Annotated in this window: 17 protein-coding genes; 6 read left to right on the forward strand and 11 right to left on the reverse strand. The window is 73.6% G+C overall.

The features are described from left to right. Positions 1 to 240 precede the first annotated feature (240 nt). The 4 genes from KMS84_RS20920 to KMS84_RS20935 all read left to right on the forward strand — a co-directional run bounded on the left by KMS84_RS20920 (position 241) and on the right by KMS84_RS20935 (position 3056). Positions 241 to 1056: a SigB/SigF/SigG family RNA polymerase sigma factor gene (locus KMS84_RS20920; RefSeq protein WP_256917878.1), complete on the forward strand. Its 816-nt coding sequence runs from the start codon at positions 241 to 243 to the stop codon at positions 1054 to 1056. An 81-nt stretch (positions 1057 to 1137) separates the two neighbouring features. Next, the gene (locus KMS84_RS43470) at positions 1138 to 1485 is read left to right on the forward strand and encodes a DUF5133 domain-containing protein (protein WP_438818965.1); all 348 of its coding nucleotides are present in this window, start codon (positions 1138 to 1140) and stop codon (positions 1483 to 1485) included. Positions 1486 to 1759: 274 nt separating this feature from the next. Beyond that, the gene (locus tag KMS84_RS20930; protein ID WP_256917879.1) at positions 1760 to 2596 is read left to right on the forward strand and encodes a DUF1206 domain-containing protein; all 837 of its coding nucleotides are present in this window, start codon (positions 1760 to 1762) and stop codon (positions 2594 to 2596) included. Positions 2597 to 2624: 28 nt separating this feature from the next. Beyond that, positions 2625 to 3056 carry a hypothetical protein gene (locus KMS84_RS20935; RefSeq protein WP_069772077.1) on the forward strand — a complete coding sequence of 144 codons (432 nt, stop codon included), beginning with the start codon at positions 2625 to 2627 and terminating at the stop codon, positions 3054 to 3056. 34 nt (positions 3057 to 3090) lie between these two features. Here the strand turns inward: KMS84_RS20935 and KMS84_RS20940 are convergent, their stop codons facing one another. Both KMS84_RS20940 and KMS84_RS20945 read right to left on the reverse strand, forming a co-directional pair. Beyond that, positions 3091 to 5337 carry an FUSC family protein gene (locus KMS84_RS20940; protein WP_256917880.1) on the reverse strand — a complete coding sequence of 749 codons (2247 nt, stop codon included), beginning with the start codon at positions 5335 to 5337 and terminating at the stop codon, positions 3091 to 3093. Positions 5338 to 5383: 46 nt separating this feature from the next. Beyond that, positions 5384 to 6760: an NAD(P)/FAD-dependent oxidoreductase gene (locus tag KMS84_RS20945; protein ID WP_256917881.1), complete on the reverse strand. Its 1377-nt coding sequence runs from the start codon at positions 6758 to 6760 to the stop codon at positions 5384 to 5386. 205 nt (positions 6761 to 6965) lie between these two features. On the opposite strand from KMS84_RS20945, the gene KMS84_RS20950 reads away from it, so the two are divergent. Beyond that, positions 6966 to 7511, forward strand: coding sequence for a MarR family winged helix-turn-helix transcriptional regulator (locus KMS84_RS20950; RefSeq protein WP_256917882.1), 546 nt, complete (start codon positions 6966 to 6968; stop codon positions 7509 to 7511). Between the two features lie 7 nt (positions 7512 to 7518). Here KMS84_RS20950 and KMS84_RS20955 read toward each other — a convergent pair whose 3' ends face one another. From KMS84_RS20955 to KMS84_RS20980, 6 genes are read right to left on the reverse strand one after another with little or no spacing between them, the layout of a single operon-like run. Next, positions 7519 to 9327: a PP2C family protein-serine/threonine phosphatase gene (locus KMS84_RS20955; protein ID WP_256917883.1), complete on the reverse strand. Its 1809-nt coding sequence runs from the start codon at positions 9325 to 9327 to the stop codon at positions 7519 to 7521. Further along, positions 9324 to 10406, reverse strand: coding sequence for an ATP-binding SpoIIE family protein phosphatase (locus tag KMS84_RS20960; RefSeq protein ID WP_256917884.1), 1083 nt, complete (start codon positions 10404 to 10406; stop codon positions 9324 to 9326). Before KMS84_RS20960 ends, KMS84_RS20955 begins: the two co-directional genes overlap by 4 nt. After that, entirely contained in the window at positions 10403 to 10852 is a 450-nt protein-coding gene (locus KMS84_RS20965) for an anti-sigma regulatory factor (RefSeq protein ID WP_256917885.1), read from the reverse strand. Before KMS84_RS20965 ends, KMS84_RS20960 begins: the two co-directional genes overlap by 4 nt. Next, positions 10849 to 11253, reverse strand: coding sequence for an STAS domain-containing protein (locus tag KMS84_RS20970; RefSeq protein ID WP_256917886.1), 405 nt, complete (start codon positions 11251 to 11253; stop codon positions 10849 to 10851). Before KMS84_RS20970 ends, KMS84_RS20965 begins: the two co-directional genes overlap by 4 nt. Next, complete coding sequence (locus KMS84_RS20975) at positions 11250 to 12155, reverse strand: STAS domain-containing protein (RefSeq protein ID WP_256917887.1); 906 nt, start codon at positions 12153 to 12155, stop codon at positions 11250 to 11252. Before KMS84_RS20975 ends, KMS84_RS20970 begins: the two co-directional genes overlap by 4 nt. A gap of 5 nt (positions 12156 to 12160) precedes the next feature. After that, on the reverse strand, positions 12161 to 13441 hold the full coding sequence (locus KMS84_RS20980; protein WP_256917888.1) for a PP2C family protein-serine/threonine phosphatase: 1281 nt from the start codon (positions 13439 to 13441) through the stop codon (positions 12161 to 12163). Between the two features lie 72 nt (positions 13442 to 13513). On the opposite strand from KMS84_RS20980, the gene KMS84_RS20985 reads away from it, so the two are divergent. Continuing rightward, a complete protein-coding gene (locus KMS84_RS20985; RefSeq protein WP_438818966.1) occupies positions 13514 to 13999 on the forward strand; it encodes a MarR family winged helix-turn-helix transcriptional regulator in 486 nt (161 codons plus the stop codon). A 182-nt stretch (positions 14000 to 14181) separates the two neighbouring features. Here KMS84_RS20985 and KMS84_RS20990 read toward each other — a convergent pair whose 3' ends face one another. From KMS84_RS20990 to KMS84_RS21000, 3 genes are all read right to left on the reverse strand, one after another. Continuing rightward, on the reverse strand, positions 14182 to 14571 hold the full coding sequence (locus tag KMS84_RS20990) for an STAS domain-containing protein (protein ID WP_256917889.1): 390 nt from the start codon (positions 14569 to 14571) through the stop codon (positions 14182 to 14184). 225 nt (positions 14572 to 14796) lie between these two features. Continuing rightward, positions 14797 to 17169: a SpoIIE family protein phosphatase gene (locus tag KMS84_RS20995; protein ID WP_256917912.1), complete on the reverse strand. Its 2373-nt coding sequence runs from the start codon at positions 17167 to 17169 to the stop codon at positions 14797 to 14799. 163 nt (positions 17170 to 17332) lie between these two features. After that, on the reverse strand, positions 17333 to 20914 hold a 3582-nt coding region (locus KMS84_RS21000; protein ID WP_256917890.1), incomplete at its 5' end, for a hybrid sensor histidine kinase/response regulator.

Raw genomic sequence — 20914 nt, forward strand, 5'->3', positions numbered from 1 at the left:
AGGAGCGGGCAGGCCGGGGCGGGCGGGCCGGTCGGCGGGGCGGGCGGCAGGGGCCTCACGAACACCTTTTTCCCTCGCGGAGTTTGTACCTCCGGGGGTAGGGCAGACGGAGGTTCGTGCTTCGGACCGGAGGCGCGCCGACGGGAGCGGTAGGACCGCTCCGGGCGCTGCACGTGCCCCGGGTGTCGTAAGCCCTCCCGTCGTCAGTCACCTGAAACAACCGTTCAGGAGCGTTTACGCATGCTCATCGACATGTCGACAAGCCGTCCCGCCGCACCGGCCGCCAACGCGGCCTCGCGACGCACCCACGACGACGCGCCCGACACCGCCGGCCGGTTCGCCCGGCTGGTCGCGCTGGAGGAGGGGCCCGAGCGGGACGCCGTGCGCGACGAGATCGTCACCGCCTGGCTGCCCATGGCCCACCGGATCGCCGGCCGCTTCCGGGACCGCGGCGAGGCGATCGAGGACCTGCGCCAGGTCGCGGCCCTCGGACTCGTGAAGGCCGTGGACCGCTTCGACCCCGAACGCGGTGCGTTCGAAAGCTATGCGGTGCCCACCATCACCGGCGAGATCAAGCGGCACTTCCGCGACCGGATGTGGGCCCTGCGGGTGCCCCGCCGGGTGCAGGAACTGCGCAACAAGGTGCGTGTCGCCCGCCGTGAGCTGGCCCAGAGCCCGGGAGCGCCCGAACCGTCGATCGCCGACATGGCCGCCCACACCGGGCTGACCGAGGACGAGGTGGTCGCCGGTCTGGAGGCCCTCGAGAGCTTCAGCACCCTCTCGCTGGACGCGGAGGTCCCCTCCGGCGACGACGGCTACAGCCTCGCCGACACCCTCGGAGCGGCCGACGCCTCCTTCGACGTCGTGGTCGACCGCGAGTCCGCCAAGGAGAGTCTGCGCCGCCTTCCCGAACGCGAGCGCGCCATCCTCTACATGCGCTTCTTCGAGGACATGACGCAGAGCAGGATCGCCGACCGGCTCGGCATCTCCCAGATGCACGTCTCACGCCTCATCAGCCGCAGCTGCGAGCGGGTCCGCCAGGAAGCCCTGCGCTGACGCCAGGACGCCCCCGCGCACCCAGGTGTTCGCACCAGCACACCCGTCACCCCCGCATTCGACATCAGGAGTAGTCCGCCGATGCTCATGCCCCATCCCGCCGTCCTGCGCACTCTCGTCGACGAGTACGAGGCGCTGTCCGCGACCGGTACCGCCGAGGCGCGCGCGCAGGAGCGCGACCTCGCCTACACGCTGTGCGTGTCCACCGGCACGCGGGAGGTCGACGACGCCCTGCGGACGGCCCGCCGCTGGCTGGAGGCCGCGTCCGCATCCGACACGGAGGCACGTCCGCAGGCGACCGTCGTCCGCGCCCGGACGACGGTGACCGGCCCTCAGACGACCCTGCCCCGTCCCCAGGAGGTCGTCGTCCGTCCGCAGACGGGCGGGGCCCGTCCGCAGTGCGACGACGGCCCCCGCGTGTACGCCTGAAAGGCTCCGGAGGCGGCGCGCGCCAGGGCGGTGCGCGGCGACCCGACCGGTGGTCGGCCCGGCCACGCCCCGGCAGCCGTCCCGGCCCGTCGGCCCGCACCGCCTCCACGCCCCCGCCCGCCCGTACGTGGCCGGCCGCCCCGACCAGGGGCGGCCGGCCACAGGTGTGCCCGGACCCCGTACGTGGGTGTGCAAGGGCCCCGTACGTGTGTGCGGCCGGAGCCGGGGCAGTCGGACTCTGCGAAATTCGGGGAGAATTCAGGGAGGGGACGCAATGAACGCGAGCGCCATGGCGCGAAGCGGCCGGACCGGAGCGGAACGGGCGGCACGCGGATCGGTGACGAAGGGGGCCGCGAAGGCCGGGTTCGCCGCACGGGGTGTGATCTATCTGCTGGTCGGCCTGCTGGCCCTCCAGATCGCCTTCGGCGACACCGAGGAAGAGGCGGACCGCCGGGGCGCGCTGGCCGAGATCTCCCAGAAGCCGTTCGGCTCGGTGCTGCTGTGGGCGCTGGGCCTCGGCCTGGTCGGCATGGCCCTGTGGCGGCTGTCCGAAGCCGTCTTCGGCGGGGTCGGCGCCGACGGGCGCAGCGCCAAGAAGCGGCTGATGGCCCTCGGCCGGTGCGTCTTCTACTCCGTCGTCGCGTACTCCGTCCTCGCGTTCGCCGCGGGGTCCGGCAGCGGCGGCGGATCCAGCGACGAACAGTCCCGGGACGTCACCGCGCGGGTGCTCGGCCTCCCCGGCGGACAGTGGATCGTGGGCGTCGCCGGCGTCGGCATCGTCGTCGCGGGTCTGTGGATCGGCGCCCGGGCCGTCATGCGCTCGTACCACAAGAAGCTGCGGCTGGGAGAGATGTCCCCGCGCGTGCGCCGCCTGGTGGACGTCACCGGAGTGGGCGGCGGCGCGACCCGCGGCCTGGTCTTCGCCACGGCGGGCGTCTTCGCCGTGCGGGCCGCCGTCGAGTACGAGCCCGACAAGGCCAAGGGACTCGACGACACGCTGCGCTCGTTCGCCGGCACCCCCGCCGGTCCCGGCCTGCTGGCCTGCGTCGCCGCCGGGTTCGTGCTCTTCGGACTGTTCTCCTTCGCCATGGCACGCTGGCGCAAGGTCTGACGGCGGCCACACGGGGAACACGGACGAGATGAACGATGCAGAGTTCCCGCGCGACGGACGGCCCGTGGACATGTACCTCGACCTGCTTCGCGTCCGCATGGACAGCGAGGACTACCAGCTCCTGCTGAAGGTCGTGGCGCCTGCGCTGCGCGCCCTTGACGAACAGCCCCCGGAAAGCCTCGACTTCGCCCTCGATCCGGAGGAGACCGAGGACCTGCCCCAGGAGATACGCGACGAGGCGGCCCTGGTCATCGCCACCGCGGTCACCGGCCGGCTGGACAACCAGCTGGTGGAGATCCAGGTCGACGGAACCGGCCCGGTCCGTGTGGTCACCGACGCGGCCACCGCGTCCGACCCCGGTCGCCTCGCCGAGATCGCCGGCTGCATCCAGCAGCGCCAGCAGGACACCGAGGCACTGCGGGGCATAGCGGCCGCGAGCGGCATGTCGACCGACTTCTGAACGCCCGCCCGAGCCCGGCGGCCGGGGCCCGCCCTCAACTCGGCGGGGCCACCGGCGCGCCGAGCGGACGGGCCAGGCCGACGACGGCCTCGTCCAGACGTTGCAGATGGCGCAGCACCCGGTCGGTCACCCGGCCGTAGCGCGGCGTTCCCGGCACTCCCGGCTTCAGCAGCGCGGCGATGCTGGGCCCGGCCACCACCTCCGCGGTGCTCGGCTCCCGCGAGACACGCGCGGAGATCGCCCCGATGTTGTGACGGATGCGCTGCCCGGCCCGCCGCAGCCGGGGGTCGGCCGCTATCGACGGATGCGTCGGCAGCAGCTCGGCCGTGGCCGCCAGCGACCGCGCGTGATAGGCGCAGGTCTCCAGAAGCGCCACTACGTACCGGGCCGTGTCCCGCCTGGTGCGCAGCGGCGTCACCGGATGCGTCAGCGGCTGGGTCGCCGCCCGCAGGTCGGCCAGCGCCTGGTCGAGTTCGCGGGCCCGGTCCAGCAGATCGGCCGGGGGAGCGCCGCTCAGCTGCTCCACGGCGGCCTCGGTGACCTCGTCCAGCCGCTCCAGGACGGCCGTCAGCAGCTCGTTCGTGCGCCGGTCCGTGTGCACGGGCAGCACCAGCGCCGCCGCGACGATCCCGCAGGCCGCCCCGAGCGCCGTCTCCTCCACCCGCAGCACCAGCACCGACAGGCTGTAGGTGTGCAGCAGCGTGTACAGAACGCCGAGCGCGGCCGTCACGAAGAACGACATCAGGGTGTACGACAGCGGCGCGGTGTAGAACATCGCGAACACGCACAGCAGCACCACCGCGAACGCGGTCCACGTGTGGTGGCCGACGAGCCCCGCGAGGACGATGCCGGCGACCACGCCGAGCACGGTGCCCAGCAGCCGCCGGTAGCCCTTGACCAGGATCTCCCCGGTCGAGGCGGTGTTGATGAACACGATCCAGCACGTCAGCACCGCCCAGTACCAGCGGTGCGAGGACAGCAGCTCGCCACCGACGATGGCCAGCGCCGAGCCGACGGCGACCTGCACCGCGGCCCGCGTCGTGGGCCGCCGCAGTCCCGTCGCCTGCTCCGCCGACCCCTCGTCCTCCTCGGCACCGCCGATCGCCGCGTCCTCCGCGTCCAGCTCCTCGCGCGAGCGCGCGGTCTCGGGACTGTCGGCGGACTCGTCCTGCGGCCCGTCCAACGCGATCCGCAGTCCCAGCACCGCGCGCGCCGCCTCGCCGACCCCCCGGAAGACGTCCTGCACCGCGGGCGGTGCCTTGGGCAGGTTCTCCTCGTCCCGGTAGCCGAGCAGCCGGTTGCGGACCTGCGACAACGCGGTCCCCGATCCCGCGGCCGCCGGATGCCGCACGAGCAGCCGCAGGGCCAGCAGGTCGCGGCGCAGGATCTCCAGGGCCTCGTCGCGCACCGGCAGGCGGCCGCTCTCGGGAAGGGGCGCGCCCGGCAGGTGCATGGTCAGCGTGTCGGCCCGTTCGGCGCTGCGGGCCGTGAGCAGCAGCAGACCGAGGCGCTCGGCGGCGATCTCCGCGTCGGCGATGCGGCGCTGCACCAGCCGCGCCACCGCCTCGTCCGGGGTGCCCTCGTCCAGCCGTCCCTGGATCATCATGGCCGTCTCGTGCAGCCGGGCGGTGCCCTCGCGCACCTGGTCGACGGCCTTCACCACGTCGTCCGGCGCCGCGTCCAGCAGGGCGAGCTGGGCGTCGAGCAGCTGCGCCAACCGCGCCCGGAAGGCCTGGCGCAGCCGCAGCAGGATCCCCGTCGGCGTCTGCGGCACGAGCGCGAACCGGACCGCCGCGCTGCTCGCGAACGCCACGGCGATCACCCCGTAGTACCCGGGCAGCGACGACGTGCCGACGCCGACGAACAGCGACATGAAGTACACCTGGAAGCCGATCAGCCCCAGCGCCGTGCCCCGGTCGCCGAACCGGCGGCCGTAGACCGCGCAGAAGATCAGCGCGACGAAGAACAGGTCGCCGGCGACCGTCCGCGAACTGAGCAGCGCCGCGACCGACACCGAGGCCAGCGCGACCGGCAGGCCCACCGCGAGGGTGACGGCCTGCCGGTCGCGCTGTTTCTCCCGGACGGCGAAGGTGGCGACCATCGCGGCGATCGCGCCGGCCACCAGATGCGAGACGTCGGCGCCCAGCAGCGACAGCACGGCCAGCGTCACGGCGATCGCGCCCACCGTCCGCAGTCCGGCCGCCAGCCGCAGCAGCCCGGGGTCGGACGCCGCGACCCGGTCTCGCCATCGTGTGCCGAACGCCCGTGCCGCCGCCCTCACTCCGCCGTACTCTCCCTTGCCCGTGCTGTTCCTCGCCGTGGGGGTGTCAGGCCGGATCCGGCCCGGTCCCCTCCACCTGCGCCCGCACCTGCTCGGGCGTCAGATAGCTGTCGGTGTACTCGAAGTCCTTCAGCTTCGCCGCGCGGCGGGCCTGGAACCCGGTACGGACGAAATCGTCGCCCGCGATCGCGTTGAGTGTCCAGTTGGTCAGGACCCGGGCCTTGGCGACGCCCGTGCGCAGCGCCGACCAGTGGTAGCCGCGGGCCACGGCCTGCGCGGGCAGCCCCCGCAGTTCCACGCCGAGCGGCTTGGACACGGCGTCCTTGCCGCCGAGGTCGACGACCAGACCGAGGTCCTTGTGCACGTAGGGCCGCATCGACTGCCCGCGCAGCGTGGCGATGACGTTGTCGGCGACCACCTTGCCCTGCCGCATCGCGTGCTGCGCCGTCGGCGGGCAGACGGCGCCTTCCTCGCCCTTGGCCCTGTCCGGCACGGCGGCGGCGTCGCCGAGCGCGAACACCCCGTCCTCGCCGGGCAGGTTCATCTCGGCCGACACGGCGAGCCGCCCTCGGACCGTCTCGGCCCCCAGCGTGGCGATCAGCGGGCTCGCCACGACGCCCGCCGTCCAGATCAGCGTCCGCGTGGGGACGACCCGCCCGTCGGTGAAGGTGACCTCCTGCGGGCCCGCCTTGGCGATCGACACGCCCAGCGAGATGTCGATGCCGCGCTTGCGCAGCACCTCCTGGGCGCTGCGGCCCAGCTTGTCGCCGAGCTCCGGCATCAGCTTCGGCGCGATGTCGATCAGATGCCACTTGATGAGGGCCGGATCCAGCCGCGGATAGCGCTTGACGGCGTTGTGGGTGAGCAGTTGCAGACACGCGGCGGTCTCGGTGCCGGCGTAGCCGCCGCCGACGACCACGAACTGAAGCCGTGCCGCCCGCTCGACGGGGTCGTTGCTGGCGTCGGCGAGGTCGAGCTGGGTGATGACGTGGTCGCGGATGTACGCGGCCTCCGCCAGGGTCTTCATGCCGAAGGCGTGGTCGGTCAGCCCCGGGATGTCGAAGGTGCGGGTGACGCTGCCGGGAGCCAGCACGATGTAGTCGTACGGCTCGTTGACGATCTCGTCGGTGATGGTCCGGATGACGCAGACCTTCGACTTGAGGTCCACGCCGACGGCGCCGCCGGGAATGATCCGCGTGCGGTACTTCTTGCTGCGGCGCAGCGATACGGCGATCGACTGGGGCGTCAGCACGCCGGAGGCGACCTGCGGCAGCAGCGGCAGATAGAGCTGGTAGGCGAACGGCGTCACCAAGGTGACGTCGGCCTCCGCGGCGGAGAGCGCGCGTTCCAGACGCTGGACGCACCCCACTCCGGCGAAGCCCGCGCCCACCACCAGGATCCTGGGTCGTGTCACGATGTCCATCCCTTTCTGCGGCTCCAGGCGGTCTGCCCGACCTGATGCGCGTGCCCCGCCCCCGGGCCTTCGCACCTCATCGATACCACCGCGCCCGAACCGGTGGCGCCAGTCGGACGAGGCATGCAGACGAACGTTTCTCCTGAAGCTGCCTCCGTACCCGCGGACGGGCCTGTGTACGCCCCCCGCCTCAGGGTAGGCCGACGTACATGACATGCGCGGTGGTCACGAAGCGATGACGGCGGGCTGTGCGGAGGGCGCCGGCGAGGGCCGGCGGGACGTTCGGCGCGACGGCGGACGGGCACAGGCCCGGCGGCTGGCGGAGGCGGTGGAGTGTCTGGTGGCGTGCTGGCTGACGGCCGCGCAGGAGGCCGCGCCGCGGCTGCCCGCCCGTCAGCTGCTCGCCCTGCGGACGGTCCGGCACAGACCGGAGCTCAACCTGACCGCCCTGGCCGAGCGCCTCGACGTCGGTCTGCCCACCGCGAGCCGGCTGTGCGACCGGCTGGAGGCCGCGGGCCTGCTGGAGCGTGCGGTCCACCCCCGCAACCGGCGCGAGGTGCGGCTCGTGCTGACCCCGTACGGCCGGGACGTCCTCGCCGACGTGGGCGAACGCCGCGCACGGCGGCTCGCGGACGTGTTCGAGGCGATGCCGCCGGCCCGGCGCGCCGCCCTGGAGCAGGGCCTGCGCGCCTTCCACCAGGCGCACGCCGGGATCCCCGGGACCCCGGCGGGGCCGGGCCCCGCGGGGACGGACGGCTGAGCGCCCTTCAGGAACCGGCCGGCGGGCGGTCGTCGGGACGCCCGCCGAGGCCGCTCCCGGTGAGGCCGCTCCCGGTGAGCCGGCCGCCGCGAGCGCCCGGGATGCCCTCGAGACGGCTGTCGAGCCGCCCGTCGAGGTGGCACAGCAGCAGACAGACGTCGTCGTCGCGCTCCGAGTCGCTCAGCATCGGCTCCAGGATGCGTTCCGCCGAGCCGTCGAGGTCGCCGTCGAGCTCGTCGGCCCGGAACGAGCCCAGCGCCGCCGACAGACGCTCGATTCCCGGGTCTATGCCCTGAGCACGCCGCTCCACCAGGCCGTCGGTGTACAACGCCAGCGTCGATCCCGGCTCCAGCGGCTCGGTGTGGTCGCGGATCTCCTGGTGCAGCGGGATGCCGAGCATCGCCCCGGGTTTGGCGTCCAGCGTGCGCACCCGGCCGTCGGGACCGCGCAGCACGGGCGGCGGATGCCCGGCCGCCGCCCATGTCAGAACGGGCTCACCGGGCTGGAAGCGCGCGATCACGGCCGTGGCGTACAGGTCGGGCTGAAGGTGGTGCAGGAACGTGTGCAGCCGCGTCAGCAGCTCGCCCGGGGTGCCGCCGTCGACGGCGTACGCGCGCAGCGCGGTGCGCAGCTGGCTCATCATCACCGCCGCGTGCAGCCCGTGCCCGGTCACGTCGCCGATCACGGCGATGAGACTGCCGTCGGGCTGCCGGAAGGCGTCGTACCAGTCGCCGCCGATGTTCAGCCCGTAGGTCGCCGGGAGATAGCGCGCCGCCAGGCGCAGTCCGGGCAGCGCCGGCAGCTCGGTCAGGAGGGCTCGCTGGAGGGTCTCGGCGATGTCCCGGTTGTGCTCGAAACGCCGGGCGTTCTCCAGCGCGCCGCCCGCCCGCCGGGTGAGCTCCAGCAGCATGACGGCGTCGTCGGGGTCCCAGCGGTCCCCCGGAGGGGTCAGCGTCAGCACGCCGAGGGGCGCGTTGCGCGTCGGCAGCGGCGCGCACAGCAGGGGCCGGTCGGGCAGCAGCGCCGACGGCGCCTGGTCGTCCACGCCGGGCAGGCCGCCCGGCTCGGCCGCCGCGTACTGCGGCCGCCCGGTGCGGGCCGCGAGGACGGCGGCCGCCGGACGGGGGACCGACGCTCCGCGGTCCTCCTCGGCATCGAAGAGCCACACCTCGACCGAGCGGGCGTACTCGGGGACCAGCAGCTCCGGCAGCCGGCGCACGATCTCCTCGTGGTTCAGGGAAGCCGTCAGCGCCGCGCTCGCGTCGGCCAGGAAGGTCAGTCTGCGCCGGGCGGCCTCCGCCTCCCGGCGCGCCGCGCGCTCCGCGGCGAAGGCGTCGCGCTGGGCCCGCCCGGCCGCGTCGAGCTCCGCGTGCAGCGCGAGGACGCCCTGGTTGGTCTGGTGCAGCTCCTCCCGGTGGAAGGCGACCAGCTCCTCCTGCTCCACCAGCCGGTCCAGCACCACGGCGGCGTCCTCGTCGGCGCCGAGCAGGGCCTCGGAGAGCACCGCGGGGTCGTCCGCGACCGAGTCGCTCACCGGGCCGGCGGCGGGTTCCGGGCAGGGCGCGGTGACCAGCCACGGAGTCTCGTCCCCGGCGGGGGAGGAGGTCAGCTCGACCCGCAGGGTCCCGTCGGCCGGCGTCAGGGCGAGCCGCCACACACCGCCCTTGGCCAGGCACTGGCGCAGCCGCGTGCTGAGCGCCACGGCCAGCCGGGTGCGCTCCAGCGGCGGCACGCCGTGGGCGGCGGCCACCCGCGTGGTCGCGATCCGCGCCCGCGCGGCGTCGGTGACGGTGCTGATCTCCCAGGTGTGCGTCATGAGCGGTCCGGCGGGGTCGGGGACAGGACGGCCACGGCGGTGTCGTCCCGCACCGGCCGGGCGGAACTTCCGGCGTCGCGCACCGTCACGGCGGCGACGACCGCCGGGTCGGCGGACAGCAGACGGGGGTCGACGGACGGCTCCCAGCGGCTGGGCAGCCCGTCGCTGTGCAGGACCAGGAGACGGTCCGGGCCCCAGGCGACCTCCGTCTCGGGCAGCGTCCTGGGCCGGTACGTGCCGACGATCCCGGGCCGGGACAGCAGATGCCGCCACGCGTCGCCCTCGCGCAGCCGCGCGCCCACGTTGCCGACGCCGCAGAAGCGCAGGCGCCCGGCCCGCAGGTCGAGCTGGGCCACCGCGACCGCCGCTCCCCGTGTGCCGCGCAGTGCGTCGTCCAGCCGGCGCAGGAGCTCGGCCGGCGGCAGATGGCCCGAGCCGCGCACCGCCTCCACCGCCGCGGTCGAGGCGAGGGCCGCGTCGGGGCCGTGCCCCAGCCCGTCGGCCAGCATGAGCGTCAGCAGATCACCGGCCCGCACACAGGTCCAGGCGTCGCCGGAGTACTCGGCGCCCTGGAAGGGGACGTTGACGCCGCCGACCCGCACCCCGGGGGTCGCGTCCGCGGAGCCGGTCCGGCCCCCGCCCGCGTCGCGGTCCCCGCGGGACGCCGGCACGCCCCCGATCCGGGCGAGCGCGACGGTCCCGCGCCCCGGCACGCTGTGCAGGTCGAAGTCGTCCGCCAGCCGCCGGCAGGTGCCCAGGCCGGCGCCGAGCGAGCCGGCCGTGGAGAACCCGTCGTCGAGGGCCGCGGGGACGTCCGCCATGCCCGGCCCGTGGTCCACGGCGGCGATCTGGACCATGAGGCCCGCCGCCCGTCCGTCCGGCGCGGAGACCGCCTCCACCAGGAGCTGTCCGCCGTGCCCGTGCTTGAGCAGGTTCGTCGCCAGCTCCGTCGCCACCAGGGCGGCGGCGTCGGTGCGCGCCCGGTCCAGACCGGCCAGCTCCGCCGCGCACTGCGCGGCCACGCGCGCGTCGCGCAGCCGCGTCGAGTCGTGCACCGGGACGTCCCACACGCGGGTCATCTCAGCTCCTCGCGCGGCCGGGGCGGGCGGGCGGCCCAGGACGTCACCGTGACCGTGGTGCCGGACCCGGGCGCGCTGTCGATGGCGAAGTCGTGCACCAGCCGGCGCGCGCCGCCCAGGCCCAGGCCCAGGCCGTCGCCCGAGGTGTAGCCGTCGCTCAGCGCCTGTTCGAGGTCGGGGATGCCGGGCCCCTGGTCGGTGAAGGTGAGCCGCAGCCCGTGCGCCGACCTGCCGTCCGACACGCGCTCGGTCGCCACCTCGCCGCCCCCGCCGTAGACCAGGGTGTTGCGGGCCAGCTCGCTGGCGGCCGTGACCAGCTTGGTCTGCTCGACCAGGCCGAAGCCGACCGCGGCGGCCGCCTGGCGCACGTGCTGGCGCACCCACACCAGGTCCAGGTCCGAGCGGATCGGCAGGCGGGCGTCGACGCCCGCGGCCGTCCCGCTCACCGCGGCTCCCGGTGCGGGCGGTCCGCCGACGCCGCGAGCAGTTCCAGGGCCGCCTCCGTGCTCAGCGCGGTCCGCAGCCCCGGCAGCGTCAGCCCCAGCTCCACCAGGGTGATCGCCACGGCGGGCCGCATGCCGGCCACCACGGTCCGGGCGGCGAGCAGACGGGAGCCGGCCGCGATCTCGGCCAGCACGCGCCCCAGATAGGAGTCGATGATCTCGACGCCGGAGATGTCGATGACCACTCCGGTCACCCGGCTGCGGACTATCGACTCGGCGATGTCCCGCTGGAGTTGCTCCGCGGTGCCGTCGTGCAGATCACCCTGCAACGTGATCAGCAGGACGTCGCCGAGCCGGAGCACCGGTACGGTGGCCGAGGCCGAGCGGGGGAGGTCGTGGTTCACCGGGTACCAGCACCGCCGGGCGCCACGGACACGATGTCGGCGCCCAGCCGGTGCAGGGCGTAGGCCAGCGCGTCGGCGAGGCTGGAGCGGGTGACCACGGGCAGGTCGAGGCCGAGGTGGACGATCGTCTGCGCGATGGCGGGCCGGATGCCCGAGACGACGCACTCCGCGCCCATCAGCCGGACGGCGGCCACGGTCTTCATCAGGTGCTGCGCCACCAGCGAGTCGACGGTCGGCACCCCGGTGATGTCCAGGATGGCGAACCGTGCCTGCTGGTCGACGACCGACTCCAGCAGGGTCTCCATCACGACCTGGCTGCGGGCGCTGTCGAGCGTGCCGATCAGCGGGACGCCGACGATGCCGTCCCAGAGCCGGATGACCGGCGTGGCGACCTCCAGCAGCTGGACCTGCTGCCGGTCGATGAGGGCCTGACCCTCGGTCAGCGAGGTCTCCATCACCACCAGCCGCAGCGTCCCCATCAGCGCCGTGAGGGCCGTCGCGCACTCTCTGAGGTGCTCGGACGACGCCTGCGGCAGGTCGGCGACGAGCAGGTCGACCGCGGGCCCGCGCAGGGCGTCCACCTCGCGGGAGACCTGCGCGGCGGTCAGGCCGGCGCGGCCCCGGGAGGCCGCCATGCGCGCCAGCTGCTCGCGCACCGCCGTGAAGCCGGGGCTGTCGGTGTCCTCCACCCGGCCGGTTCCGGCCACCTGGGCGAGCGCGTCGGCGACCGCCCGGCCCGCTTCCACCGCCTCGTCCCGCGAGACGGTGAACACCGCGCGGAACAGGGGTTCGTCGGCCCAGCGCTGGGCGATCTGCTCACGGCGCCGGCCCAGGAACGCGCCGACCTCCTGCGGGGGCGCCGGGTTCTGTGCGTTTCGTGCCGTCGTGTCGTGTTCCGGCAACTGCTTCACTCCTCGTCCGCGTCGTGTCGCTGGGGTCCCGACGATGGCGAGGGGACCGTGCTGTGCCCGTCGCCGGGCGACGGGTCGGTACCGGGGTCGCCGGACGGCGATCCGGGTCGTCGTCCGAACCAGTCGAGACACACGACCAGCGCGTCGTCGTCCGGCTCGGGTCTGCCCCGGTGACCGGTGAGCTCGCGCAGCACCGCGCCGGGGACGTCCGCCGCCGGCAGCAGCGCCGCCGACGTCACCGCCCGCGCGAGCGCGTGCTCGCCGTAGAGCTCGCCGTCCGGCGACGCGACGGCGTGCACCCCGTCGCTGACGAAGAGCAGCCGGTCGCCGGGGAGCAGCCGGAACTCCTGCGCCGTGTAGTCGGTCTCCTCGAACATGCCCAGCGGCAGCTGCGCGTCGAGCGCGATCCGGGTCAGGGTCCGGTCGCGCACCAGCAGCAGATGGGGCGAGCCGGCGTCGACGACCCGCATGCGTCCCGTGGACAGCTCGATCTCCGCGAGGAGCACCGCCAGATGCGCCTCGCCCCGGTAGTGGGCGTGGATCGCCTGGTCGGCGAGGGCGGCCTGGTCGGCGACCGGGAGCGCGGCCCGGCGCGCGTTGCGCAGGGCGTTGACCCCGAGTCCGGTGAGCAGCGAGGCCTCGATGCCCTGGCCCATGCCGTCGGTGACGCACACCGTCAACCGGTCGGCGGAGGCGGCCCAGTCGAAGTTGTCGCCGAACACGTCGTAGGCGGGTTCCAGTTGGGCGCCCAGCGCGTACTCGTCGGCGGCGCAGGAGCGGGCCGGGAGCAACTGCCACTGCATCTCGGCCGCCAGCGTCAGCCGGTCGGTGCGCCGTGCCTGGCGGTAGACGTCGGTGTCGCGTTCGGCGACGACGACCTCGTGCCCGAGGAGCTGGGCCAGCTCGGCGAGTTCGGCGAGCCGGACCTCGTCGAGCTGCGTGCCGGGCAGCGTCACAGAGAGCACGCCGAGCCGGTCGCCGCGCACGGTCACGGGCAGGTGCACGAGGACGGATCCGCCGTCGAGTTCTTCCACGAACGGTTCCTGGGCGCCGAAGGCGCGGCCGGGGGCGCTGCCGTGCAGGGGGACCGACCGGGGCTGCGGTGTGCCGCGCCCGTCGGGCGGCACGCTCAGCAGGGCCGTCAGTCCGTAGTCGGCCAGCAGGAGGTCGGCCGCTTCGGCGGCGTAGCCGGTGCGCAGCACGGTGTGCAGCGTGCCGGGCAGCCGGTGCGGCGCCGCCGCGCGCAGGGCGCGTGCGGCGGCGAGGAGTCCGTTCACGCGGTCGGTCCCGTCCTCGCTTCGCGGCGGGGGCGGGCTGACAGCCGTCGAGAAGCCTGCGAGAGTGTCACCGTGACGTCCCCCTCCTCACGCTCCTCGCGTCCGCAGCCGCACCAGGTGGCCCGTGTGACCTCGCAGGCGTCGGAGTTGCTGGAAGTCCTCTGGGGTCGTGCCTCCACGGCTCCGGTCTCCGCCTCCCAGCTGCGCGTGCTCTTCATCCTCGAACACCACGAGGGCATCAACCTGCGCACGCTCGCCGACTCCCTCGGGTCCACCCCGCCCTCCACCAGCCGGCTGTGCGACCGGCTCCAGGCCGTCGGCTTCGTCGAGCGCCGCACGTCCGCCGGCAGCCGCCGGGAGCTGGAGCTGTTCCTGAGCCGTCGCGGGAGCGCCTTCCTCGCCGACCTGAGGTCGCGCCGTGAGGCGGCGCTGGAGGGCGTGCTGGAGCAGATGCCGGCCGAGCAGCGCGCGGCCCTGCTCAGGGGCCTGGAGGCGTTCTGCGCGGCCGCGGCCGTGCAGATCCACGAGTCCGACGCCGCTGACGCCCGGACCGCCTGACGCCGTTCCCGGGTGATCGGGTTCGCCCACCGGCGCATCCTTGATCCCTCCCGCATCTGTCCCGCTCACTCTGTTGCTTTCCCCGCACAGTTGTCAAATGACAACTATTCGACGGCAGTCGTCCGCACCTGCGCGTTCACCCGACGGGCCGCGCCCGGGGCCCGAGGCCTACGGCTCGCCGCTCAGTCCCCGGAGGACTCGGACGCCTGCTGCCGGTCGATGAGCTCCAGGGCCTGCTCGGGCTTGTCGGATATGGGCACGGTGATGCTGACCCCGGTGAGGTCCAGGACCCGGCGCACGGCCGGCGTCGGATTGATCACGTGCACGCTGCCCGGCAGACTCCGGGCCTCCTGGTACACCCGCAGGATGATGTTCATCCCGGACGAGTCCATGAACGGGACCTCGGAGAGGTCGATGAGGAAGTGCCGTCGTCCGTGGTGGAGCTGGTTGGCCAGATGGGCCTGGAACTCGGTCGCGGTGTCGAGGTCGAGATGGCCCGCGACCGTGACCAGGGCGACGTCCTCACGAGGCAGGGTGACCTCGACGGACAGGGGGTTCTGGGCGATGGACACGTGTTCCTCCGAAAGCTGGCGGTCGGGGGCGTCTACCCCGGCGGGCGACGTCGGTGCGCCGGGACGGTGGACGGGAGCGGCGGACGGCCGGCGCGAAGACGTTCCCATCGGTCCGGTCCAGCCCCTTCCGCCCGTGGATCCCCGGCCTGTCGGTGCGCACAGCCGGATACCCCCGATTCGCCGGGACATGCATCGCGGATGTGCACCCGCGTGACCGCCGCGCGCCTAGCGCAGCCTGATGCCCACGATGCAGGTGTCGTCGTCCGTGTCGGACCTGCTGTAGGTGAGCAGCCGGTCCAGCTGCTGGTCCAGGGTCGGCGGCACGGTGCGGGCCTGCACCAGCAACTGGGTCAGCGACTCCTCCACGGACCGGTCACGCCGCTCGATCAGACCGTCGGTGTACATCAGGAGCGTGTCGTCCGCGGCGAGCTGGACCTCCTCCTCCTCGTACCGCGTGTCCGGCACGGCGCCCAGCAGCATGCCGCTCAGCAGGGGCAGCGGGGTCGCGTGGGCGTCGCGCACCAGCACCGGCGGCAGATGGCCCGCCCGGGCCCAGCGCAGGGTGTGCCGGGAGGGGTCGTACAGGCCGCACACGGCGGTGGCCGTGATGGAGCCCGTCAGATGGTGGGCGACGATGTTGAGCCACGACAGCAGCTGCCCGGGCCCCGCCCCGGTCACCGCCAGCCCGCGCAGCGCGTTGCGCAGCACCACCATGCTGGTGGCCGCCTCGATGCCGTGCCCCGCGACGTCCCCCACGCACAGCATCACCAGTCCGGAGGGCAGCACGACGGCGTCGTACCAGTCCCCTCCCACGAGGTGCTCCTCCTCCGCCGGCCGGTAGCGGACGGCCACCTGAAGTCCGGGGGCCTCCAGCGGGGCCCGGGTGGGCGGCATGATGGCGTGCTGGAGTTGCAGAGCGAGCCTGCTGCGCTCGCTGGCCTGCTGCTCGGTCTGCGCCAGCTGGTCGCGGGTGGCGGCCAGCGCCACCTCCGTCCAGTGCTGGGAGGAGATGTCCTGGTAGGCCCCGCGGACGGCGACCAGCCGTCCGTCGGTGTCCAGCACCGGCTCGGCCACGATCCGCATGTGCCGGGTCACCCCGTCGGGCCGCTGGAGCCGGAAGGCGGCGGACGCGGGCCGGCGGCGGTGCAGCAGCGTGCGCAGCAGACGGCCCACGACGACCGCGTCGTCGGGATGGGTGTGCTCGGCCAGCTCCTCCAGCCGGACCGGGGAGCTCGACAGCGGCCGCCCGTACAGGGCGAACAGCTGCCCGTTCCACGTGGTCTCGCCGGTGAGGAGATCCTCCTCGAAGCCGCCGATGCGTCCGAGGCGCTGGGCGTTCTGCAACAGGCTCGCCAGCCGGGCCGCCTCGTCCTCGATCCGCCAGATCAGCAGCACGCAGGTGCCGTGCCGGCTGATGCTGAGGTCGGCCACCGCCGCCAGCGGCACCTCGCCGACCAGCGCCGTCAGACTCATCCGGCGGGCCCGGAACGGCTCGCCCGTGGCGTGCACGCGCTCGATGCGCTGGAAGAGGTCGCCGCCGCCCGCCGCCATCGGATAGGCCTCCAGCAGCAGGGCGCCGTTGATCACCGCCCGCGGCCGGCCGGCCGGGTCCAGGAAGCGGTCGTTGACGTGCTGGATGCGGAAGTCCAGGAGCTTGCCCGCCCCGTCGACGTGCGGCACGAGCACCAGGGCGGGATCGTGCAGGCCGTCCGTGAGGTCCATCAGCTCCGACGCGTCCGGCAGCACGACCGGCTGCTGGTCGGTCCCGCGCACGTACGCGGACGACTGGAGCGTGTGCGCGCACAGCTCCGCCAGCGCCTCCACCTGACGCATCACCTGCGGAGGCTGCGGGGCCAGCGGCGCCGGCCAGGCGATCTCCAGGATCCCCTGGACGCGACCGGCGGTCGCGGCGGGCACGGCCACCCGCCCGCCGTCGGGGTGCAGCTGACGTCCGACGGTGGGCAGCCCGGTGCGCTCGAGCGAACCGATCCACTGGGTCGACCCCTCGGTGAGGGCGTTGCGCGCCACGGTGGCCACGTCCGGCGGCACGTAGCGCCAGCGATCGGCCTCGCCGGGGGAGAAGCCAGCGCTCCCGGCCAGCGTCAGCGAGCCGTCGGAGCCCACCGCCCAGATCGCGACCGCGACCGCGCCCAGCGGTCCCAGCGCGTGCTGGAGCAGGGAGTCGGCGACCGCCTGCGTGTCGTGCGCCGCCGCCAGCGCCCCGCTCTCGGCGACCCGCAGCCGCACCGCCGTCGACTGCTCGGACTCCTCGTCCACTTCGCGCACGGTGGCGAGGAAGGCCTGCGTCACCTCCGAGACACGGTCCTTGGCCGCCTGGTTGATGACGTCCACCGCGAACTCCAGGGCGGTGGTCCCGGCCTGCTCGGCGAGCGCGGTCAACTGCTGCGCCGCCTCGGCCGGCCCGCACCCCAGGCGCTCCACGAGGATGCCCTTGGCGAGCTCGACCAGGGCCCGCCCGTCGGCCTCGGCCTGGGCCGCCCGCACCTCACGGCGCAGCCGGTCCACGGTCGCGGCCAGCCGGCCGACCGGCGAGGACGCGGTGTCCGCCGCCGACGGGCTCGTGTCCTGCGCGGACACGACCTCGTGCCCGGCCGGCGAGTCCGGGCCCGCGGTGGCGGTCGCGGCCCCGGCCGACGCCGGCAGCGACCGGGCGTCGCCGGATTCTGTGGGCTGGGCGGGAATGGTCACGGTGTGCGCTCTCCTCGGCTGGCGACGCTGGGTCGGGGCGGGCGGGACGTCCTCAGACGGTCAGCCAGCGCCGGACACAGGCCATGAGGTCATGGGTGTCGACCGGCTTGGTGACATAGTCGCTGGCCCCTGAGGCCAGGCTCTTCTCCCGGTCTCCCGGCATCGCCTTGGCGGTCACCGCGACGATGGGCAGCTCGGCGTACTCGGGCATGCGGCGGATCTCCGCCGTGGCCGTGTACCCGTCCATCTCCGGCATCATCACGTCCATCAGCACCATCGCGATGTCCGGGTTGTTGCGCAGGGTGTCGATCCCCTCCCGCCCGTTCTCCGCGTGCAGCACCCGCACGCCGTGCAGTTCCAGGATGCCACTGAGCGCGAACAGGTTGCGCGCGTCGTCGTCGACCACGAGGACCGTGCGGCCCACGACGGCGTCGTCGACCGGCGGCGGCCCCTCGGGCTGCTGCGGCTCGTCCGGGCGCACCAGCGCCAGCACGTCCCCCGGCTGCTCGGCCGACAGGTGCAGCGTGATGCGCTCACGCAGCTCGTCCAGGCTGGAGAGGAACTCCATGGGCTTGCCCGCGGCACGCGACTGAAGGCTCCGCTCCTGGGCGAGGTCCGCGCGGTGCCCGCTGTGCACGAGCACCGGCACGCCGGTCAGCGCCGAGTCGTTGTGCAGGGCCTCCAGGAACCGCGACGCCTCGGCGTCGGGCATGCCCAGTTCCAGGACGACGCAGTGGCACGGCTCCGCGGCCAGCGCCCCCGCCGCCTCGTGCGCCCCGACCGCGGTGACGATGTCGACGGGCGCCGCCGACGTGCCGTCCTCCCGGCCGCGCGCCATGTCCGCGACGACGCTCTCGGCCACCAGCGTCAGCAGACCGCGCGGCCGCTCCTCCACCACGAGCAGCCGGCGCGGGCGCCGTGCGGCGGGCCCGGCGGTCAACGGCACGCCCTGCACGCCGGCGGGGACGGCCGCGGGCGGTTCGCCCAGGACCCGCTCCACCGGCCGGCCGCCGTCGATGACCTCCTGGAAGTCCCGTCGCGCCACCGGCAGATACAGCGTGAACGTGCTGCCGCGTCCCGGTGTGCTGTCGACCGTGACCGCGCCGCCCAGCAGATGCGCGATCTCGCGGGTGATGGACAGTCCCAGGCCCGTGCCGCCGTACTTGCGGCTGGTGGTGCCGTCCGCCTGCTGGAAGGCGCCGAAGATGGTCTCCAGCTGCTGCTCCGGGATGCCGATGCCGGTGTCCGTGACCCGGAAGGCCACGATCGTGCCGCCGCGCACCACCCCGCCCGGCACCTCCTCGTCGGAGGCGGGCTCGATGCGCAGTTCCACGCCGCCCTGCTCGGTGAACTTCACCGCGTTGGACAGCAGGTTGCGCAGCACCTGACGCAGCCGGGAGTCGTCCGTGAGCAGGTCCGCGGGGGCCCCGGCGGCCGTGTCGATGATGAACTCCAGGCTCTTCTGCGACGTCATCGGCCGGAACGTGGCCTCGACGTACTCGATGAGCTGCCGTAGCGAGACCCGCTCCGGCGAGACGTCCATCTTGCCCGCCTCGACCTTCGACAGGTCCAGGATGTCGTTGATCAGCTGCAACAGGTCCGAGCCGGCGGAGTGGATGATGCCCGCGTACTCGACCTGCTTCGGGGTGAGGTTGCGCGAGGGGTTCTGCGCCAGCAGCTGGGCCAGGATGAGCAGGCTGTTGAGCGGGGTGCGCAGCTCGTGGCTCATGTTCGCCAGGAACTCCGACTTGTACTTCGAGGCCAGCGACAACTGCTGCGCGCGCGCCTCCAGTTCCTGCCGTGCCTGCTCGATCTGAAGGTTCTTCGCCTCGATGTCGCGGTTCTGCGCCACCAGCAGCGAGGCCTTCTCCTCCAGTTCGGCGTTGGAGTGCTGGAGTTCCTCCTGCTGCGACTGCAACTCGGCCGAGCGGGCCTGTAGTTCGGCGGTCAGTCGCTGGGACTCGTCGAGCAGCTCGTCGGTGCGGGCGTTGGCCACGATGGTGTTGACGTTGACGCCGATGGTCACCCGCAGCTGTTCCAGGAAGTCCACGTGGGTCTGGGTGAAGGCGGTGACGGACGCGAGCTCGATCACGCCGAGCACCTGGCCCTCGAAGACGATGGGCAGCAGGAGCAGGGCGCTGGGCTCCACCTCGCCCAGACCCGAGGAGACGGTGACGTAGCCGGGCGGCAGCTCGTCGACGGTGATCGTGCGGCGGCTGCGCGCCGCCTGGCCGACGAGGGAGCGGCCGAAGGGGATGCGGGTGGGACGCGTGTCGTCGGCGGGGTAGCCGTAGGCGCCCACGAGCCGCAGCTCGGGGCCGTCGGGCCCGTCCTCGGCCAGGTGGAAGGCGCCGAACTGGGCCGACACCAGCGGCACCAGCTCGTCCATGATCAGCTCGGCGACCACGGGCAGGTCGCGGTGGCCCTGCATCAGGCCGGAGATGCGCGCCAGGTTGGTCTTGAGCCAGTCCTGCTCCTGGTTGGCCCGGGTGGTCTCGCGCAGGGACTCCACCATGGAGTTGATGTTGTCCTTGAGGTCGGCGACCTCGCCGGAGGCCACCACGGTGATCGAGCGGGTGAGGTCGCCCTCGGCGACGGCGCTGGTCACCTCGGCGATCGCCCGGACCTGCCGGGTCAGGTTCCCGGCCAGTTCGTTGACGTTCTCGGTCAGGCGCTTCCAGGTGCCGGAGACGCCCTCCACCTCGGCCTGGCCGCCCAGGCGTCCTTCGGTGCCGACCTCGCGGGCGACGCGGGTGACCTCGTCGGCGAACGCGGAGAGCTGGTCGACCATCGTGTTGATGGTCGTCTTCAGTTCGAGGATCTCGCCGCGGGCGTCGACGTCGATCTTCTTCGACAGGTCGCCGCGGGCCACGGCCGTGGTCACCAGCGCGATGTTGCGCACCTGGCCGGTGAGGTTGTTGGCCATCGAGTTGACGTTGTCGGTGAGGTCCTTCCACGTGCCGGCCACGTTCGGGACCTGGGCCTGGCCGCCGAGGCGTCCTTCGGTGCCGACCTCGCGGGCGACGCGGGTGACCTCGTCGGCGAACGCGGACAGCGTGTCCACCATGGTGTTGATCACATCGGCCAGCGCGGCGACCTCGCCCTTGGCCTCGACGGTGATCTTCTGCGACAGGTCGCCGCGGGCCACGGCGGTGGCGACCTGGGCGATGGAGCGCACCTGGCCCGTCAGGTTGGACGCCATCACGTTGACGTTGTCGGTGAGGTCCTTCCAGGTGCCGGACACCCCGCGGACCGTGGCCTGGCCGCCGAGGTTGCCGGCCGTGCCGACCTCGCGGGCGACGCGGGTGACCTCGTCGGCGAAGGCGGAGAGCTGGTCGACCATCGTGTTGATGGTGTTCTTGAGTTCGAGGATCTCGCCGCGGGCGTCGACGGTGATCTTCTGGGAGAGGTCGCCCTTGGCCACCGCGGTCGCCACCTGGGCGACGTTGCGGACCTGGTTGGTGAGGTTCCCGGCCATGAAGTTCACCGAGTCGGTGAGATCTCGCCAGGTGCCCTTCACGCCCTTGACGTCCGCCTGGCCGCCGAGGCGTCCCTCGGTGCCGACCTCGCGGGCGACGCGGGTGACCTCGTCGGCGAAGGCGGAGAGCTGGTCGACCATCGTGTTGATGGTGTT

It is taken from the genome of Streptomyces hilarionis, assembly GCF_024539675.1.
In the GTDB taxonomy this organism is placed as follows: domain Bacteria; phylum Actinomycetota; class Actinomycetes; order Streptomycetales; family Streptomycetaceae; genus Streptomyces; species Streptomyces hilarionis.

What these genes read in the sequence shown, in the direction of transcription:
- KMS84_RS20920 (WP_256917878.1), top strand. Translation starts at nt 241, where the DNA reads ATGCTCATCGACATGTCGACAAGCCGTCCCGCCGCACCGGCCGCCAAC.
- KMS84_RS20930 (WP_256917879.1), top strand. Translation starts at nt 1,760, where the DNA reads ATGAACGCGAGCGCCATGGCGCGAAGCGGCCGGACCGGAGCGGAACGG.
- KMS84_RS20950 (WP_256917882.1), top strand. Translation starts at nt 6,966, where the DNA reads ATGCGCGGTGGTCACGAAGCGATGACGGCGGGCTGTGCGGAGGGCGCC.
- KMS84_RS20955 (WP_256917883.1), bottom strand. Translation starts at nt 9,327, where the DNA reads ATGACGCACACCTGGGAGATCAGCACCGTCACCGACGCCGCGCGGGCG.
- KMS84_RS20935 (WP_069772077.1), top strand. Translation starts at nt 2,625, where the DNA reads ATGAACGATGCAGAGTTCCCGCGCGACGGACGGCCCGTGGACATGTAC.
- KMS84_RS20945 (WP_256917881.1), bottom strand. Translation starts at nt 6,760, where the DNA reads ATGGACATCGTGACACGACCCAGGATCCTGGTGGTGGGCGCGGGCTTC.
- KMS84_RS43470 (WP_438818965.1), top strand. Translation starts at nt 1,138, where the DNA reads ATGCTCATGCCCCATCCCGCCGTCCTGCGCACTCTCGTCGACGAGTAC.
- KMS84_RS20960 (WP_256917884.1), bottom strand. Translation starts at nt 10,406, where the DNA reads ATGACCCGCGTGTGGGACGTCCCGGTGCACGACTCGACGCGGCTGCGC.